This is a genomic window from Streptomyces sp. NBC_00390 (assembly GCF_036057275.1).
Lineage (GTDB): Bacteria > Actinomycetota > Actinomycetes > Streptomycetales > Streptomycetaceae > Streptomyces.
On sequence record NZ_CP107945.1, the window covers coordinates 5,536,357 to 5,552,838 of the forward strand.

General features: G+C 71.0%; 15 protein-coding genes and 1 tRNA gene. 11 read left to right on the top strand and 5 right to left on the bottom strand.

The window, feature by feature from the left end; genetic code table 11:
- Window positions 1-125 precede the first annotated feature (125 nt).
- Window positions 126-281 (bottom strand): DUF6131 family protein, encoded by a 156-nt coding sequence (locus OHS70_RS24355; protein WP_328400485.1) that lies wholly within the window; start codon window positions 279-281, stop codon window positions 126-128.
- 232 nt (window positions 282-513) lie between these two features.
- Between OHS70_RS24355 and OHS70_RS24360 the strand changes: the two genes are divergently transcribed.
- The gene (locus tag OHS70_RS24360; RefSeq protein WP_328405869.1) at window positions 514-687 is read left to right on the top strand and encodes a CsbD family protein; all 174 of its coding nucleotides are present in this window, start codon (window positions 514-516) and stop codon (window positions 685-687) included.
- Window positions 688-871: 184 nt separating this feature from the next.
- Entirely contained in the window at window positions 872-1,024 is a 153-nt protein-coding gene (locus tag OHS70_RS24365; protein WP_328400487.1) for a hypothetical protein, read from the top strand.
- A 686-nt stretch (window positions 1,025-1,710) separates the two neighbouring features.
- Here the strand turns inward: OHS70_RS24365 and OHS70_RS24370 are convergent.
- Window positions 1,711-1,783: transfer RNA gene (locus OHS70_RS24370), tRNA-Arg, on the bottom strand.
- Between the two features lie 315 nt (window positions 1,784-2,098).
- On the opposite strand from OHS70_RS24370, the gene OHS70_RS24375 reads away from it, so the two are divergent.
- From OHS70_RS24375 to solA, 8 genes are all read left to right on the top strand, one after another.
- Complete coding sequence (locus tag OHS70_RS24375; protein ID WP_328405870.1) at window positions 2,099-3,751, top strand: dynamin family protein; 1,653 nt, start codon at window positions 2,099-2,101, stop codon at window positions 3,749-3,751.
- Window positions 3,752-3,757: 6 nt separating this feature from the next.
- Window positions 3,758-5,689: a YfjP family GTPase gene (locus tag OHS70_RS24380; protein ID WP_328400488.1), complete on the top strand. Its 1,932-nt coding sequence runs from the start codon at window positions 3,758-3,760 to the stop codon at window positions 5,687-5,689.
- Window positions 5,690-5,873: 184 nt separating this feature from the next.
- Complete coding sequence (locus tag OHS70_RS24385) at window positions 5,874-6,314, top strand: single-stranded DNA-binding protein (protein WP_328400489.1); 441 nt, start codon at window positions 5,874-5,876, stop codon at window positions 6,312-6,314.
- A gap of 258 nt (window positions 6,315-6,572) precedes the next feature.
- Window positions 6,573-7,982 carry an LAETG motif-containing sortase-dependent surface protein gene (locus tag OHS70_RS24390; protein ID WP_328400491.1) on the top strand — a complete coding sequence of 470 codons (1,410 nt, stop codon included), beginning with the start codon at window positions 6,573-6,575 and terminating at the stop codon, window positions 7,980-7,982.
- A 273-nt stretch (window positions 7,983-8,255) separates the two neighbouring features.
- Window positions 8,256-9,920 carry an energy-dependent translational throttle protein EttA gene (gene ettA / locus OHS70_RS24395; protein ID WP_328400493.1) on the top strand — a complete coding sequence of 555 codons (1,665 nt, stop codon included), beginning with the start codon at window positions 8,256-8,258 and terminating at the stop codon, window positions 9,918-9,920.
- Between the two features lie 14 nt (window positions 9,921-9,934).
- Window positions 9,935-10,378, top strand: a complete 444-nt coding sequence (locus OHS70_RS24400) for an acyl-CoA thioesterase (RefSeq protein WP_328400495.1) — start codon at window positions 9,935-9,937, stop codon at window positions 10,376-10,378.
- Window positions 10,375-11,052, top strand: a complete 678-nt coding sequence (locus OHS70_RS24405) for a hypothetical protein (protein WP_328400497.1) — start codon at window positions 10,375-10,377, stop codon at window positions 11,050-11,052. The genes OHS70_RS24400 and OHS70_RS24405 overlap by 4 nt, the downstream gene beginning before the upstream one ends.
- A 301-nt stretch (window positions 11,053-11,353) precedes the next feature.
- The gene (solA, locus tag OHS70_RS24410; protein WP_328400499.1) at window positions 11,354-12,499 is read left to right on the top strand and encodes an N-methyl-L-tryptophan oxidase; all 1,146 of its coding nucleotides are present in this window, start codon (window positions 11,354-11,356) and stop codon (window positions 12,497-12,499) included.
- Between the two features lie 73 nt (window positions 12,500-12,572).
- Here solA and OHS70_RS24415 read toward each other — a convergent pair whose 3' ends face one another.
- Window positions 12,573-13,475, bottom strand: a complete 903-nt coding sequence (locus OHS70_RS24415) for an ABC transporter ATP-binding protein (protein WP_443062758.1) — start codon at window positions 13,473-13,475, stop codon at window positions 12,573-12,575.
- Window positions 13,476-13,521: 46 nt separating this feature from the next.
- A complete protein-coding gene (locus OHS70_RS24420; protein WP_328400501.1) occupies window positions 13,522-13,920 on the bottom strand; it encodes a globin in 399 nt (132 codons plus the stop codon).
- A gap of 140 nt (window positions 13,921-14,060) precedes the next feature.
- Between OHS70_RS24420 and OHS70_RS24425 the strand changes: the two genes are divergently transcribed.
- A complete protein-coding gene (locus tag OHS70_RS24425) occupies window positions 14,061-15,062 on the top strand; it encodes a methyltransferase domain-containing protein (RefSeq protein WP_328400503.1) in 1,002 nt (333 codons plus the stop codon).
- A gap of 195 nt (window positions 15,063-15,257) precedes the next feature.
- Here the strand turns inward: OHS70_RS24425 and OHS70_RS24430 are convergent, their stop codons facing one another.
- On the bottom strand, window positions 15,258-16,415 hold the full coding sequence (locus OHS70_RS24430; protein WP_328400505.1) for an FHA domain-containing protein: 1,158 nt from the start codon (window positions 16,413-16,415) through the stop codon (window positions 15,258-15,260).
- Window positions 16,416-16,482: the final 67 nt, after the last annotated feature.

Sequence of the window (16,482 nt, forward strand, 5' to 3'; positions counted from 1 at the left end):
AGAGCCGAAGCAACGGTCAGAAACGCGGTGCAAAGGCGATCCCTGCCGGCGACCGATGCGGTGTGGGGAGGTGGGGAGGGCGTCGCCGGCATGCTTCGCCGAATGCCCTGAGGGAGGCGCCGCGGTTACCAGTAGTGCCGTCGTCCGCCGACCGCGTGGCCTACCGCTCCCAGAATCCACAGCAGAACTCCGATCGCGACCAGGATTATCCCGATGGTCCAGAGAATGCCGATGCCGGCCAAGAGGCCGATGATGAGCAGAATGACTCCGAGGATGATCATGACGTCCTCCGGTGACGGGTGACCCCCCTCTCTTCTCACGGCTCCCCGCCTTGACGCGGGGTAAACCCGGGTCTCGGCTTGACCCGCACCTACGCCTCCCGGCAGCGGCCGGGTCAGAGCAGCGGGCTTGGAGGTCGGCTGGAACTCCGCAGGCGATATGCGTTTAAGAAACCATTTATGGGTGAGGTGCAACTTACCCATTGAGTTTCGAGCGAGCGGGGATGTGAGTGCTGTGGCCAAGGACGAGAAGGCCAAGGCCAAGGTCGAACACGTCAAGGGCAAGGTCAAGGAGACCGCGGGCCGCGCGGTAGGCAACGAGGGAATGACGGCCAAGGGCCGCGCCGAGCAGGCGAAGGGTGACGTTCGTCAGGCCAAGGAGAAGACGAAGGACGCCTTCAAGCGCTGATCGGGGCCTTGGTGTGTTGTCCCGGAAGGGTCGCAACTCACCCAGGACTTCGCCCACTCATAGGGCGCGTGGCTGCGATGACAGGAGCGGCGGCCCGTCGGACGGGCCGCGCTCTGCCGCGCCGTGGACGGTCAACTACTGGTGAGAGACACCCACCTTGGGCCGTGGCCCGAAGGGGCCCGTGATGCGTCGGCCAGGGTGGTGGCCGGCGGCTGCACACGCCTTCCTCGCCACGCTGTCCTACACGGGACCGCGGCCGGAGGAGGCCGTCGCCATGCGGGTCCTGGACGCACGGCTACCTGGCGAGGGCGAGGAAGACCAGTGGGCGAGCTGCTGATCCACACCGCGCAGCCTGAGGTGGGGAAGCGGTGGACCGACACCGGAGTCCACGAAGAGCGCGGACTGAAGGGCAGGCCAAGGACGACACCCGCGTGGTGCCCTGTCGACCGGCGCTCACTCGCATCCTTCGCGACCACATTGAGGCAGAGGCACTGAAGCCTGGAGACCTGCTTTTCCCAGGGGAGAACGGGGACATCCTGTCCGGCTCGGTCTTCCGCCGCGCCTGGCGGACCGCTCGAAAGGAAGTCCTACTGCCCGAGGAATTCGCCTCGCCCCTCGGTAAGCGCGTTTACGACCTCCGCCACACATGCCTGACGACGTGGCTCAACAATGGGGTCCCGCCGGCGCGGGTCGCCGAGTGGGCAGGCAACAGCGTGCCCGTCCTGCTCGCCACGTACGCCCGGTGCATCTCCGGTCAGCTCAGGGATCACCAGAAGCGGATCGAGGCCGGGGGAGACCTCCCCGACCTGACGGAAGATCGCTGAGCCACCCCCCGAAAACTTCGACACGTATTCGACAGGGCCACCCGCAGAAACCCGGTATCAGCCGGACATCGCCGGACCGTCCTCGTGATCACTGAGGCCGTTCCGGCGCTTACGTCCGCGCTACCCCCGCCCCGCTAGAGTGCCCCTGACCAGCAAAAAGGCCCTCCCAGGAGGAGGGCCGATCTTGATGCGGGCTGTGCGCCCCCGGCAGGACTCGAACCTGCGGCCAAGCGCTTAGAAGGCGCCTGCTCTATCCACTGAGCTACGGGGGCCGGATCGTGGCCTCGGTGGCCTGGAGCCCCAGTCGGGTTGTCCGTGACCTTGCCGGGACAAGGATAGGGCTCCGATCGCCTTGGCCTGGTTGCTTCACCTGCGTGGCACGATGTGGAGGTTACGTGAAGCGAACCGATAATCGCAGGCAGGTGCGATTCATGCACCGCTTTTGACGCCTCGCGCCCCGGGTGTTGTGCACTCGTTATGCCTGCGTCCCACTCATCCCGTGTGTCCCGTCTGTCCGATCGGCGCGCAGAGATGGCAATACGCTTCAAAAAGCCGCCAAAATTGGGCATTCTTCGCATGTGGTGACCTTGGATGCACGGCCTCAGCTCATCGACGCACTTTCCGCCCTGCGCGACCGTGTCGCCGCCGTGCGTCTTCCCCTTCCGATTCCCGGTGCGCCACGGGCCAGACAGACGCGGGACGAGCTGCTCGCTCAGCTCGACGACTATCTGGTGCCCCGTCTCAAAGAGCCTGAAGCCCCGCTGCTCGTCGTCATCGGCGGATCGACCGGTGCCGGGAAGTCCACCCTCGTCAACTCCCTTGTGGGACGCCGGGTCAGTGAGGCGGGCGTTCTGCGGCCCACCACGCGTACGCCCGTCCTCGTGTGCCATCCCGACGATCACCACTGGTTCGCCGGGAAGCGTGTGCTGCCGTATCTGACGCGCGTATGGCTGCCCGTGCAGGACGAGACCGAGAGCGCCGCGGAGCGGCTGCGGGCACGGCGAGGCGAGCGGGAGCCGGCCGGTATGCGCGGCGCGAAGGGGAAGGCAGAGGCCGAGCAGGACACCCTGCGCGTGGAGACCGCCTCCTCCCTGCCCCGCGGGCTCGCCCTCCTCGACGCCCCCGACATCGATTCGCTCGTCGTCGAGAACCGCCTCCTGGCCGCCGAGTTGATGTGCGCCGCCGACGTGTGGGTGATGGTCACCACCGCGTCCCGTTACGCCGACGCCGTGCCGTGGCATCTGCTGCGTACGGCCAAGGAGTACGACGCGATGCTCGTGACCGTGCTGGACCGGGTGCCGCACCAGGTGATCGGGGAGGTGTCGCGGCAGTACGCGGCGCTGTTGACCAAGGCCGGGCTGGGAGACGTACCGCGGTTCACGATTCCGGAGCTGCCCGAGTCGGCGGGTGGCGGCAAGGGGCTTCTGCCGGTCAACGCCATCGCGCCGCTGTACTCCTGGCTGGCGCACCGGGTGCAGGACCCGGCGGCCCGGCAGCAGGCCGTGGTGCGCACGGCGGGCGGAGTGATCGATTCCCTGAACGCGCGGATGCCGGGGCTCGCAAGCGCGGTGGCGGCGCAGTACGCGGCGGCCGTACGGCTGCGGAGCGCGGTCGAGGACGCCTGCGAGCGCGAGGCCGAGCGGGTGCGCCGGCAGCTGAAGGCCGGTGCGGTGCTCTCCGGGGACGCGCGGACCCGCTGGCGTGGCTATCCGCGCGACAGCTCCGCGGCCGAGCTGCTGGACTCCCTCGTCGCCGGTCTGGCAGCGCTGTTGCAGTGTGCCGTGGCCGCCGCCGACGAACACATCCAGGAGGCCTGGCGGCACGAGCCCGCATCGGCAGGCGTCACCGCGCAGGGCCGGCTCGATCTGGAGGCCGGGGAGCGCATCGGGATGGCCGTACGCCGCTGGCGGCGCGAGCTCGAGGAGCTTGCCGAGGAGGAGGCCCGGGGCATCGAGCGCAATGCGGCGCCCGACCCCGAGACGCTGGCCGCCCTGGTGGCGACCGCTCTGCTAGGCGGTCGGCGGGCACGGGGCGCGGGGGAGCGGCTGGCCGAGCGGATCGGGGCTCAGGGTGCGCTGCGGCTGCGCGACAAGGGCGGCGAGCTGGTGACGACGTACATCGACGGCGTACTGCACAGCGAGCGTGACCGGCGGCTGGCGCCCCTCGACGCGCTCGAGGTGGCCCCCGAGCCGCAGGCCGAACTGATCGCCGCGCTGTCCCTACTGCAGAAGGAGAAGTGACCGCGCATGACCGCCATCACGGATGACGAGAACCCGGCCGGGAGCGGCGCGGCCGGTGGGGCCGAGGCGGGGGACCGAGCGCCTGCGGCCGATGGGACGAACACCGTCGCGGGCGTCGGGTCCGCGGGTGAGGCCGACGGCGGCGCAGGGGAAGCGGGCGGCGACCGCTGGGCAGACGGTTTCATCGCGCGGCGCGCGGACCCGCGTGACGACGGCGGCACGGAGGAGGACCGCGCGGAGGAGCACGAGGACCTCGTGGTGGAGGAGGAGCTTCCGGTCGGGGGTCCTTATGTCGGACCGCTGCGCGTACGGCTCGACGCCTTGCGTGAACTGCTCGGCCTCTCCCGGACCCGGCTGGACGGACACACCCTCACCGAGGCCGGGCGGGTGCTCGACGAGGCGGCCGCCCGTCAGCGGCTGTCCTCGCGGCACACCGTCGTCGCCATCGCGGGCGCGACCGGCAGCGGCAAGTCGACGCTCTTCAACGCGCTCGCCGGGGTTCGCATCTCCGAGACCGGGCTGCGCAGGCCGACAACGGCGGCACCCATCGCCTGCGTCTGGTCCGACGGGGCGGCGGGCCTGCTGGACCGGCTGTCGATTCCCGGGCGGCTGCGGCGCAAGCCGCTGGCGGGCGGCGACGGCGACGAGCAGCTGCACGGGCTCGTCCTGGTCGATCTGCCCGACCACGACTCGGCGCTGGTACGGCACCGGGAGCAGGTGGACCGGGTACTGGCACTGGTGGACGCGGTGATCTGGGTCGTGGACCCGGAGAAGTACGCCGACGCCGCCCTGCACGAGCGCTATCTGCGGCCGCTTGCCGGGCATGCCGAGGTGACCTTCGTGGTGCTCAACCAGGTGGACAGGCTGCCGGGCGAGGCGGCCGACCAGGTACTCGACGATCTGCGGCGGCTGCTCGACGAGGACGGCATGGCGCTCGGCGAACACGGCGAGCCGGGCGCCACCGTGCTGCCGCTGTCGGCGCTCACCGGGGAGGGCGTAGGCGAACTGCGGGAGATGATCGGTGCGTTCGTACAGGACCGCAGTGCGCCCGCGCTCCGGCTGTGCGCGGACGTCGACGCCGCGGCGGCCAAACTGCGCTCGGTGTACGTCGCAGGAGGCAACACCGGCCTCGGGGAACGGGCGCGCGACGACTTCTCGGCGCGGTTGGCGGAGGCGGTCGGTGCCACGGCCGCCGGTGAGGCGGCGGAACGCGAGTGGTTCAGGAACGCGGGGAGGGCATGCGGTACGCCGTGGCTGAGGCTGTGGCGCTGGTACGAGCGCACCCGGATGCCCAGCGCCGCGCTGCTGCAGCCGCCGGCACCGGCGGAGGAGGAACTGACGGCCCGCCAGCGGGTCGAACAGGCCGTGCGTACGGTCGCGGACGAGGCGGCGAACGGGCTGCCTGCGCCCTGGGCCCAGGCTGTCCGGGAGGCCGCGGTGCGCGGGGCTGAAGGGCTTCCGGAGGCGCTGGACGAACTGGCGGTGCGTGAGGCGGCGGCGACCAATGGGAAGCCGCAGCGGCCCGCCTGGTGGCCGGCCGCGGTGCTGACGCAGGCGGCGATGACGCTGCTTCAGATCTATGGCGCGCTGTGGCTGGTGGGTCAGATCGTCGGCGTTCTGGAACCGGGACTGCTGCCGCCGGTGCTGGTGATGCTCGCCGGAATCGTGGGCGGGCCGCTGGTGGAGTGGGCGTGCGCAGCAGCCTCCAGAGGGCCGGCGCGGCGGTACGGGCAGGACGCGCAGCGGCGGCTGCAGGAGGCGGCCGCCTCCTGCGGGCGGGCCAGGGTGCTCGATCCCGTCGCGGCGGAGCTCATGCGGTACAGGGAGGTGCAGGAGCAGTACGCGACGGTGTCGGGGCCGACGAGACCGGGGGTCGGAGCCGGGCGGGCCGGCCGGGCGGGCGGCTCCGCGGCCCGCAGAGGGGTCTCGTTCGGGTGACCCGGTTGTCCACAACGGCCCGCTGATCCACAGGGTTCAGCGGGCATTTCCTGTCCGGCCCAGCATGGAGACCGACGGAGCCCGGTCGCGGAGAACCGGTCGCCGGCGGCGGGTCGAACAGGGACCGGCCGCCGGGGCAGGTCCGCTGCGGCCGGGCGAATGCAACCGGACGGGGAGGACCGACGTGAACGACACCATGGTGACGGTGGTGGGCAATGTCGCCACGAATGTGGAGTACCGGGAAACCGCGACCGGCGGGATGGCGAGATTCCGTTTCGCCGTGCCGTCGCGACGATGGGATCGCGGCAGCGGTAACTGGACGGATGGACACACCAGCTTCTACACGGTTTTCGCGTGGCGTTCGCTCGCGATGAATCTCGCCGGTTCGGTGTCGGTGGGGGAACCCCTGCTGGTGCACGGGCGGTTGAAAGTACGTGAGGAGGAAGGGGACGGCAGGCGCAGGACGTACGTCGACATCGACGCTCTGGCGGTGGGGCACGACCTGACCCGCGGTACCTCGGCATTCCGGCGCGTGGTCAAGGCGGAACCGAATGTGACGGGACCTCCCCGCAGGGTCGCGGTGGCGGCCGCGGCGGAGGCAGTGGCGCGGGTTCCCGTTCCCTGAGCGGAAGTTGTGGAGATGGTCCGGTGCAGTTGCAAGGAAAGGGAGGTGCCGGACAGGGACACCCCGCCGGGGATAACGATTCCGATTCGGAATGGTTATCTGACGGTATGACGGGACAGTGGGATGTGCGCCCTCCATAGGATTCCCGAGTACTCACGGGGCACTTGAGTCTGCAGGCGAGACACTCCCCCCACGCGTCGCAGGCGTTCACGCGCCGCACGCGAAACGTCTCGCCCGGAGGGGAATTCTGTGTTTGCTGTGTTCTCTGCGCCTGCGGTTCGCAGGCGGGGCGCCGCTCGCCGGCTCGCCGCCGCGGCCGTGCTGTCGGGCCTGATCGCGACGGGCTCGATAGCCTCCGCGGGTGCGGCCGCCGCCGATGACGGCGCTCAGCACCAGGGTGGCGCGGTTGCCACCCTCGACGGGCTCAAGACCTACGACCAGGCAGTGCTGCGCACCAACGGCACGAGCCATGAGATCCCCGCCGGGCTCTTCGAGATGACCGTCGACGGCGGCGGCCGGCTGAAGACGTACTGCATCGACATCCACAACCCGACCCAGGACCAGGCCAAGTATCTGGAGACCCCCTGGAGCCAGACCTCGCTGGGCGGCAACAAGAACGCCGGCAAGATCCGGTGGATCCTGGAGCACTCCTATCCGCAGGTCGACGACCTGGCCGCGCTGGCCGAGCGGGCCGGGACCGGGCCGCTGTCCGGGCAGACCGCAGCGGCGGGTACCCAGGTCGCCATCTGGCGCTACTCGGACGCCGCGGACGTCGACGCCGCCGACCCCGCGGCGGAGCAGCTCGCGGACTGGCTGCAGCGGCAGGCCAAGGACATCGCCGAGCCCAAGGCCTCGCTGAGCCTGCAGCCGAACGCGGTCTCCGGCAAGGCGGGCGAGCGGCTCGGGCCGGTGACGGTGCGCACCGGCGCCGGTCAGATCGCGGTCTCGCCGCCGGCGGACGCGGCCGCCAGCGGTATCAAGGTCACCGACGCGGCGGGCAAGCCGGTCACCTCCGCCGCGAACGGCAGCAGGCTGTTCTTCGACGTGCCCGAGGGCGCGGAGGACGGGTCGGCGACGCTGAGCGTGACGGCGACCACGTCGGTGCCGGTGGGCCGGGCGTTCGCCGGGGTCACCAAGAGCCAGACGCAGATCCTGGCCGGCTCCAGCGAGTCCACGGTCTCCGCGAACGCGACGGCGACCTGGGCGAAGGCGGGCCCGATCCCGGCGCTGTCCGCCCGGAAGAACTGCGCCGAGGGCGGCGTGGACATCACGGCCTCGAACAAGGGTGACGCCCCGTTCACCTTCGAGCTGGTGGGCTTCGAGTACACCATCGCGGCAGGGGAGTCCCGGACGGTGACCGTCCCGGTCGCCGAGGACCAGGCGTACGACTTCACGATCACCGGGCCGGACGGGTTCCAGAAGAACTTCAAGGGTGTGCTGGACTGCAGGACCACCGGCGAACCGGGGGACGAGACGCAGACGCTGACCTCTCAGCCCAGCCCGGCCTCCGCCGGGGGCCTGTCCGCGGGGCTCGAGGGCGACCTCGCCGAGACCGGCAGCTCCAGCGCCACCCCCTGGATCGCCGGCATCGCGATCGTGATGGTCGTGATCGGCGGGGCCGCGGTCCTTCTCCTCCGTAACAAGAAGACGACGACCCCCGACGAGTGAGCGGGTACCGGCGCGGTGAGTCACCGCGCCGGGTGACAGGCCCGGTGCGCAGGGTGACGCGCACCGGGCACCCCTCATTGCGGGGCTGACCACCGGGAACCGCCATGCGGTGGGGGCCGGCCCGCACCGCACCGGGCCGGCCGCGCCGTGCGTGCCCGGTGGCCTCGCGTGCAGGGTCGTGGGGCGTGGCGGGTACAGGCGGTTTTCGCCGAGGGACGGACGTACGGCAAGATGGGTGTATCTGCCCACCCACTGCTTGCCGGACGGTTTCTCTTGGCTGAGTACATCTACACGATGCGCAAGACGCGCAAGGCGCACGGCGACAAGGTCATCCTCGATGACGTGACGCTGAGCTTCCTGCCCGGTGCGAAGATCGGTGTGGTCGGCCCCAACGGCGCCGGTAAGTCCACCGTGCTGAAGATCATGGCCGGTCTTGAGCAGCCGTCCAACGGCGACGCCTTCCTCTCGCCCGGCTACTCCGTCGGCATCCTGCTCCAGGAGCCGCCGCTGGACGAGGACAAGACCGTCCTGGAGAACGTCCAGCTCGGTGTGGCCGAGGTCAAGGGCAAGCTCGACCGTTTCAACGCGATCGCCGAGCAGATGGCGACCGAGTACACGGACGAGCTGATGACGGAGATGGGCAAGCTCCAGGAGGACTTGGACCACGCCAACGCCTGGGACCTCGACGCCCAGCTCGAGCAGGCCATGGACGCACTCGGCTGTCCGCCCGCCGACTGGCCCGTCACCAACCTCTCCGGTGGCGAGAAGCGTCGCGTCGCGCTGTGCAAGCTGCTGCTCGAGGCCCCCGACCTGCTGCTCCTCGACGAGCCCACCAACCACCTGGACGCCGAGTCGGTCCAGTGGCTGGAGGCGCACCTCGCCAAGTACGCCGGCACCGTCGTCGCCATCACCCACGACCGGTACTTCCTGGACAACGTCGCCGAGTGGATCCTCGAGCTCGACCGCGGCCGCGCCCACCCGTACGAGGGCAACTACTCCACCTACCTGGAGAACAAGGCCTCCCGTCTCAAGGTCGAGGGCCAGAAGGACGCGAAGCGCCAGAAGCGGCTCAAGGAAGAGCTCGAGTGGGTCCGCTCCAACGCGAAGGGACGGCAGGCCAAGTCCAAGGCCCGTCTGGCCCGTTACGAGGAGATGGCCGCCGAGGCCGACAAGATGCGGAAGCTGGACTTCGAGGAGATCCAGATCCCGCCGGGTCCGCGCCTGGGCTCCGTCGTCGTCGAGGTCAACAACCTCTCCAAGGCCTTCGGCGAGAAGGTGCTGATCGACGACCTGTCCTTCACCCTTCCGCGCAACGGCATCGTCGGCATCATCGGCCCGAACGGCGCCGGCAAGACCACGCTGTTCAAGATGATCCAGGGCTTGGAGACGCCGGACGCGGGCGCGATCAAGGTCGGCGACACCGTCAAGATCTCCTACGTCGACCAGAGCCGCGCCAACATCGACCCGAAGAAGACGCTGTGGGCCGTCGTCTCCGACGAGCTGGACTACATCAACGTCGGCCACGTCGAGATGCCGTCCCGCGCCTATGTCTCCGCCTTCGGCTTCAAGGGCCCGGACCAGCAGAAGCCGGCCGGCGTCCTGTCCGGCGGTGAGCGCAACCGCCTCAACCTGGCGCTCACCCTCAAGCAGGGCGGCAACCTGCTGCTCCTCGACGAGCCGACCAACGACCTCGACGTGGAGACGCTCTCCTCGCTGGAGAACGCGCTGCTCGAGTTCCCCGGTGCGGCCGTGGTCGTCTCCCACGACCGCTGGTTCCTCGACCGGGTCGCCACGCACATCCTGGCGTACGAGGGCGACTCCAAGTGGTTCTGGTTCGAGGGCAACTTCGAGTCGTACGAGAAGAACAAGGTCGAGCGTCTCGGCCCGGACGCGGCCCGTCCGCACCGTGCCACCTACAAGAAGCTCACCCGGGGCTGAGGAACCAGATCGTCATGACCCGCCATATCTACAGTTGCCCCCTTCGCTGGTCGGACATGGATGCCTTCGGGCACGTCAACAACGTCGTCTTCCTGCGCTATCTGGAAGAGGCGCGGATCGACTTCATGTTCCGGCTGGCGCCCGGGGACGGTTCGCCGTCGTTCTCGGGCGGGTCCGTCGTGGCCCGTCATGAGATCGACTACGTACGGCCGCTGGTCCACCGGCACGAGCCGGTGATCATCGAGTCGTGGGTGACCAAGATCAGTGCGGCCTCACTGACGATCGCCTACGAGGTCAAGGAGGCCGACGACCCCCGGCAGGTGTACGTGCGTGCCTCCACGGTCGTCGTCCCCTACAACCTGGAAGCGGGCCGTCCGCGCCGGATCACCGCGGAGGAGAAGTCCTTCCTCCAGGAGTACCTGGACGACACTGCCGCCGAGGGTGCTCTCGTCGCATGACCCCGTCCGCGCCACTGCCCGTGCAGAGCCTGCATCTCGCCGACGCGAGGGAGGCGGAGGATCTCGCCGCCTTCCTCGCCCGGCTGATCCACTACGACCGCGCGGCAGCGGTCCGGCTCCAGGCGAGCGGTGGCGCGCTCGCCGTGTTCGGCCGTCCGCCGTCCTTCGAGGTGCTGGCGATCCGTACGGCACGCCTCGGCGAGGACGTGGAGCTGGACGTCACCGTCTCCGCGGGTGAGCTGCTGGAGTCCCTCGGCGGGACGGACTGCGGCGTGCCCGCCGCAGTCACCGGTCCGCCGTGGGCGGGCCTGCTGCCTCCGCGCAGTGGCTGGCGCGAGCTGGCCGCACTGCCCGACGTGGATGCGATGCGCGGCGCCGTGGCGGCCGCCGTCGCCGAGTTCCGTACCCGCGACGAGGCCCTGCCCGCCGCCCTCCGCACCCGTGCCGAGCGGGACCGGATCGGCCGCGAGATCTGGTCGCGTACCGTCGGCGGGACCGGGCTGCCGCTGCGCGCCGTGCACGCCGCGCAGTCACTGGGCTTTCTGCGCCCGGGAGTTCCGGTCGCGCTGCTGTCCGCCGGGGCCTGGCTGAGACTGCGTACGCCCTTCGGTTCGGTCGCGGTACGCACCACCGGGCTCGGCACGCTGAGCGTCACCCCCCGCCGACCCGGCTGACCCCGGCCCGAATGGGCAGGCGCGCAGCGGCAGCACCGCATGGTGCACCGGCGGGCGCGATGCGGCACGCCGCTGACCTGTCTCACGCTCGACGCCCCGCCCGCAGACGGTGTTCGGCGAGGAATCCGTGTACACCGACGGCGTTTGTGCCGCGTACGCCTGGTTGCCGCCGCTGCGGCCCGGCACATCGGTCCATGCGGCGTACTTCGGCGGGAAGATCGCGGCGACCTCGCCGAGGAGCCCTGGTCGACCCGAAGATGTCCCGGATCGGGGCGTAGCGGCAAGGACACGGGAGAGACGTATGGCACCGGCGTACGACGTGATCGTTCTCGGACTCGGCGGTATGGGCAGCGCCGCCGCGGCGCACCTCGCCGCCAGGGGCACCCGCGTGCTCGGCCTGGAGCGGTTCGGCCCGGCGCACGACCGCGGCTCGAGCCACGGCGGGTCCCGGATCACCCGCCAGTCGTATCTCGAGGACCCCGCGTATGTGCCCCTGCTGCTGCGCGCCTACGAGCTGTACGAGCAGGTCGCGCGCGACACCGGCCGGGACATCGCCGTGCTGTGCGGCGGCGTGATGGTGGGCCGGCCCGACTCCCGCACCGTCGCCGGCTCCCTGCGCTCGGCGCAGCAGTGGGATCTGCCCCACGAGATGCTCGACGCCAAGGAGATCCGCCGCCGCTTCCCGACCCTGACACCCGGCGCCGGCGATGTGGCCCTCTACGAGGCACGGGCAGGCCTGTTGCGCCCCGAGAGCACTGTCGCCGCCCACCTCCAGCTCGCCGACCGGCACGGTGCCGACCTGCGGTTCGAGGAACCGGCCACGCGCTGGGAGTCCTTCGGCGGCGGCGTCCGGGTGCACACCGCGCAGGGCAGCTACAGCGCGGGCCATCTGGTGATCTGCCCGGGCGCCTGGGCCCCGCAGCTGCTCGCCGACCTCGGCGTGCCGGTGCGGGTGGAGCGCCAGGTCATGTACTGGTTCCAGCCGGACGGCGGCACCGGTCCATACCTCCCCGAACGGCATCCCGTCTACATCTGGGAGGACGCGGCCGGCGTCCAGATCTACGGTTTCCCGGCCATCGACGGGCCGGACGGCGGCGTGAAGGTCGCGTTCTTCCGGCAGGGCGGCACGCCCTGCACCCCGGACACCATCGACCGCACGGTCCACGACCACGAAGTGGCGGCCATGGCGCGGCAGACGAGCAAGTTCCTCCCCGGCCTGCCGGCCACCTTCCTGTCCGCCGCCACCTGCATGTACTCCAGCACCCCCGACGAGCACTTCGTCATCGCACGCCACCCCGCCCACCCGGACACGGTCAGCGTCGCCTGCGGCTTCTCCGGGCACGGCTTCAAGTTCGTCACCGTCGTCGGTGAGATCCTCGCCGACCTCGCCCTGACCGGTGCCACCAGCCATCCCATCGACCTGTTCGCCCCAGGGAGGCCGCTGTGACGTCCAGCGGTGGGCACCACACAGGCGCTTTCCACACCTGGCCGGCCGAACGGCCGGACCAGGGCCACCAGGACTAGTGATCGGCGTCGTCCGGCCACACCCCGATGTGGTCCTGCTCCAGCTCCAGCATCACCCGGTGCTCCATCCCCAGCGCCGCCGTGTACTCGGCCGGGAGCTGGAGCCGGCCGGCCCGGTCCAGCATCGCGTACTCGCGCGCCACCACCGATTCCCGGCCTTCGGCGTCGATCTCCGTGCGGCGCAGCACCTCGGAGGACGTGCGGCCGTCGCGGATCGCGACCGTACGCCGCACCTCGCTCGCCACCGCCTGGTCATGGGTGACGATCACGACGGTGGTGCCCAGCTCCTCGTTCGCGCGGCGGAACGCGGTGAAGACCTGCTCGCCGGTCGCCGAGTCCAGCTCGCCGGTCGGCTCGTCCGCGAGCAGTACGGCAGGGGAGTTGGCGAGGGCGACGGCGATCGCCGTGCGCTGCTGCTGGCCGCCGGACATCTGATGCGGCCGCCGGTCCCGGCAGTCGGCGACGCCGAGCATCGCCAGCAGCTCCTGGGCCCGCTCGGCCTTCTTCCTCGAACGCCCCTTCAACTGCATCGGCAGGGCGACATTCTGAGCTGCGGTCAGATACGGGAGCAGATTGCGGGCGGTCTGCTGCCAGACGAATCCGACGACTTCCCGGCGGTAGCGCAGCCGTGCCTTCGCGTCCATCGCGAGCAGATCGCAGCCCGCGACCTTCGCGGCACCGGCGGACGGCACGTCCAGCCCGGCCAGGATGTTCATCAGGGTCGACTTGCCGCTGCCGGACGCGCCGACCAGGGCCATCAACTCGCCCTCCTTGACGAGGAGATCGAGCCCCTGGAGCGCCTGTACCTCCACCCCGTCGGTGGAGAAGATCCGCACCAGCCGGTCGCCCCGCTTGCGGGGCCACCTTGATCGGATCGTGACCGTTATCCGAGACCGGATGACCGCATTCCGTGCCGCATACGGCCCGGGACGCGCACAGGAATGATCAGCGGTTCACCATGGACGCCGCGGCATAGGTGAGATAGCCCCACAGCTGCCGCTCGTGCTCCTCGGAGAGGCCGAGCTCCTCGACCGCCTCCCGCATGTGCTTGAGCCAGGCGTCGTGAGCCGCCTTGTCGACGGTGAAGGGCGCGTGCCGCATCCGCAGCCGGGGGTGGCCGCGGTTGTCGCTGTAGGTGCGGGGCCCGCCCCAGTACTGGATCAGGAACAGCGCCAGCCGCTCCTCGGCCGGGCCCAGGTCCTCCTCGGGGTACATCGGCCGCAGCAGCGGGTCGTCCGCGACGCCCTGGTAGAAGCGGTGGACGAGACGCCGGAAGGTCTCCTCGCCGCCGACCTGCTCGTAGAAGGTCTGCTCCTCAAGTGTCCCGCGCGGAATCTCAGTCACATGCCCATGGTCTCAGACGCACCGGCCGAGGACTCCAGGCCTAGGACCGCCGGGATCTGCCGTGATCGTCCGCTGCTTTTCGCGGTCCAGCAGGGGGCCGGTGGCTCGCCTCGGCGGCGGCAGCGCAGGAAAGTGGAGGCATGGGCGCACCCCCGGACCCGTTCGCCGAAGCCGCCGCCGCGCAGCGGATGTCCCTGGTGCGCCAGATCGTGGCCGGCGGCGGACTGACCGACCCGGCTTGGCGGGCGGCGTTCGAGCACGTGCCCAGGCACCTGTTCGTGCCGTACTACTTCGGCACGGCATGGGGCACGACATCGGGCGCGTACGAGCGTCTGTGGTGCGAGGACGCCGATCCGGGGCGCCGGGACCGCTGGTTGCGGGGGGCGTACGCGGACACCCCGCTCGCCACCCGGGTGCGCGACGGCGAGCTGCTGTCCTCCAGCAGCCAGCCCTCACTGATGGCGCTGATGCTGGACGCCCTGGAGGTCACCGACGGGGACACCGCCCTGGAGATCGGTGCGGGCAGCGGCTACAACGCCGCGCTGCTCGCGCACCGGCTCGGGGACGCGTCGGTGACCACCGTCGACCTGGACCCCGAGATCACCGAGTCCGCTCGCCGTCATCTGGCGGCAGCCGGCTTCCGGCCCGCGGTGGTCACCGGCGACGGGGCGCGCGGCTGCCCCGAGCACGCGCCCTTCGACTGCATCATCGCGACCTGCACCCTGCCGTCCGTGCCCGCGGCATGGCTGCCGCAGTGCAGTACGGGCGCCCGGATCGTGGCTCCCCTGTCCACCGGTCTGATCGCGCTGCGGGTCTCGGGCGACGGGAGCGCCCGCAGGGCCGAGGGTCATTTCCTGCGGACGTCGGCGTACTTCGTACCCCTGCGCGGTGGCGCGGTGCCCGCGCCGGGAAGGCCCGGCCGGATGCCCCGGCGAGTGATCGACAACGACCTGTTCCGTTTCCTGGTGACCCTGACCGCGGGCAGCCTCGACCCGCACGAGGCGCTCTCCCTGTGGGAACGCGAGCGACATCCGCAGCGCAACCGCTTCGGTGTCACGGTCAGCGGCGACCACCAGTGGGCCTGGCTGGACGACCCCGAGGGTCCGTACGCCTGGCCGCTCGGGGTCGAGCAGCCCGAGTAGGCCGCCCGCCGCCCCACGGGATCCGTCCCTGCCGAGCGGGTCCGCAGCGCGCCCGTGCCGCCGGTCGGCGACCGTCTGCTGCCGCGCGCCGGGGTTCTCGCCGAGCGGCGAGGGGCGGTGGGGGTCACAGGCGTGGCGGCGCACCCGCCCCGGGTGGGGAGGGGTGCGCTGCGCAGCTCGCCGCGCCCCGCGGGATCAGCCGCGGCGGACCGTGATCGTCGTCCAGGCGCCCACATGCACCCGGTCGCCGTCGTTCAGCGGGACCGGGACGTAGGGCTGGATCGGGTCCTCGGCGCCGTTCAGCGTCGTGCCGTTGGTGGAGTTCTGGTCGACGACCGCCCAGGAACCGTCGGGCTGCTGCACCAGCACCGCGTGCTGGTGGGAGACGCCCGGGTCCTCCGGCGGCACGGACAGGTCGATGTCCGGGGACTCGCCCGTGGAGTGCCGGCGGCGGCCGATCGTGATCTGGTTCCCGGTGAGCGGCAGATGCTGCTCGGGGGAGTACGCGGGCAGATTCAGCCCCGTTGCCTCCGGGCCGCTGCGCTGCATCATCGCGAGGAAGTAATCACGGTCCGGCCCGATCACGGCCGTCCAGCCCGCCGGGGCGGACGGGTACTGCTGCTGGCCCGGGTGCTGACCCTGCTGCTGACCCGGGTGCTGACCGTGCTGCGGAGGCATCGGCTGCTGCTGGAACTGCTGCGGAGCCCCCTGGAAGCCCTGGGGACCCTGCGGGGCCTGGCTGTGCGAGGGCGGCGGCAGCATCCAGTCGTCACCGCCGCCCGTCTGCTGCGGCTGCGGCGGCGCGGGCGGAGCCGGCTGCTGGAAGACGGGCGGTGCAGGGGGGCCCGGCTGCTGCGGCGGCGCGGGCGGCGGACCGCCCTGCTGGAACGCGTGCGGCGGCTGGCCCAGCGGCTCGGCCGGCCGGTTCATCTGCGACGGCCGCGACTGCTGGTACTCGTACGGATCACGCTGCTGCGGAGGCGGCGGAGGCCCCTGCTGCTGCGGCGGCCCGGGCGGGCCCGGCTGGGACTGGAAGCCGGGCGGGAGGTTCAGCCCGGGCGACTGCTGCGGGGCCGGGGCGAGAGGCGTGTAGGACGTGGCCGTATTGGTGAGGAAGTTGTACCGGCACTCCTCGCAGAACGGGGCCATGGCCTCGCGCGGCGTACGGCACTGCGGGCACAGCTCCGCCTGGGCGGTGGCGTTCGGATCACCGGGGCCCGGGTAGCCGTACCCGGGCGGTGGCGGGGGAGGCGGCGGGAAGCCGCCGGGAGCGCCGGAGGGCGCCATGCGATGGCCGCAGACCTCGCACCAGTCATCGGAACCCGACTGGTGTCCGTTCGGGCAGGTCGGCATGTCGGCGCTTCCCCCTCTCCTCGTCCGGCCCGTGGGCCGTCAATACGTCGTGTGATACGTCGTGCTC

Excerpts from the sequence above, each read along its gene's own strand:
- OHS70_RS24355 (WP_328400485.1), bottom strand. The coding sequence starts at position 281 with ATGATCATCCTCGGAGTCATTCTGCTCATCATCGGCCTCTTGGCCGGC.
- OHS70_RS24365 (WP_328400487.1), top strand. The coding sequence starts at position 872 with ATGCGTCGGCCAGGGTGGTGGCCGGCGGCTGCACACGCCTTCCTCGCC.
- OHS70_RS24380 (WP_328400488.1), top strand. The coding sequence starts at position 3,758 with ATGACCGCCATCACGGATGACGAGAACCCGGCCGGGAGCGGCGCGGCC.
- OHS70_RS24400 (WP_328400495.1), top strand. The coding sequence starts at position 9,935 with ATGACCCGCCATATCTACAGTTGCCCCCTTCGCTGGTCGGACATGGAT.
- OHS70_RS24405 (WP_328400497.1), top strand. The coding sequence starts at position 10,375 with ATGACCCCGTCCGCGCCACTGCCCGTGCAGAGCCTGCATCTCGCCGAC.
- solA (WP_328400499.1), top strand. The coding sequence starts at position 11,354 with ATGGCACCGGCGTACGACGTGATCGTTCTCGGACTCGGCGGTATGGGC.
- OHS70_RS24425 (WP_328400503.1), top strand. The coding sequence starts at position 14,061 with ATGGGCGCACCCCCGGACCCGTTCGCCGAAGCCGCCGCCGCGCAGCGG.
- OHS70_RS24430 (WP_328400505.1), bottom strand. The coding sequence starts at position 16,415 with ATGCCGACCTGCCCGAACGGACACCAGTCGGGTTCCGATGACTGGTGC.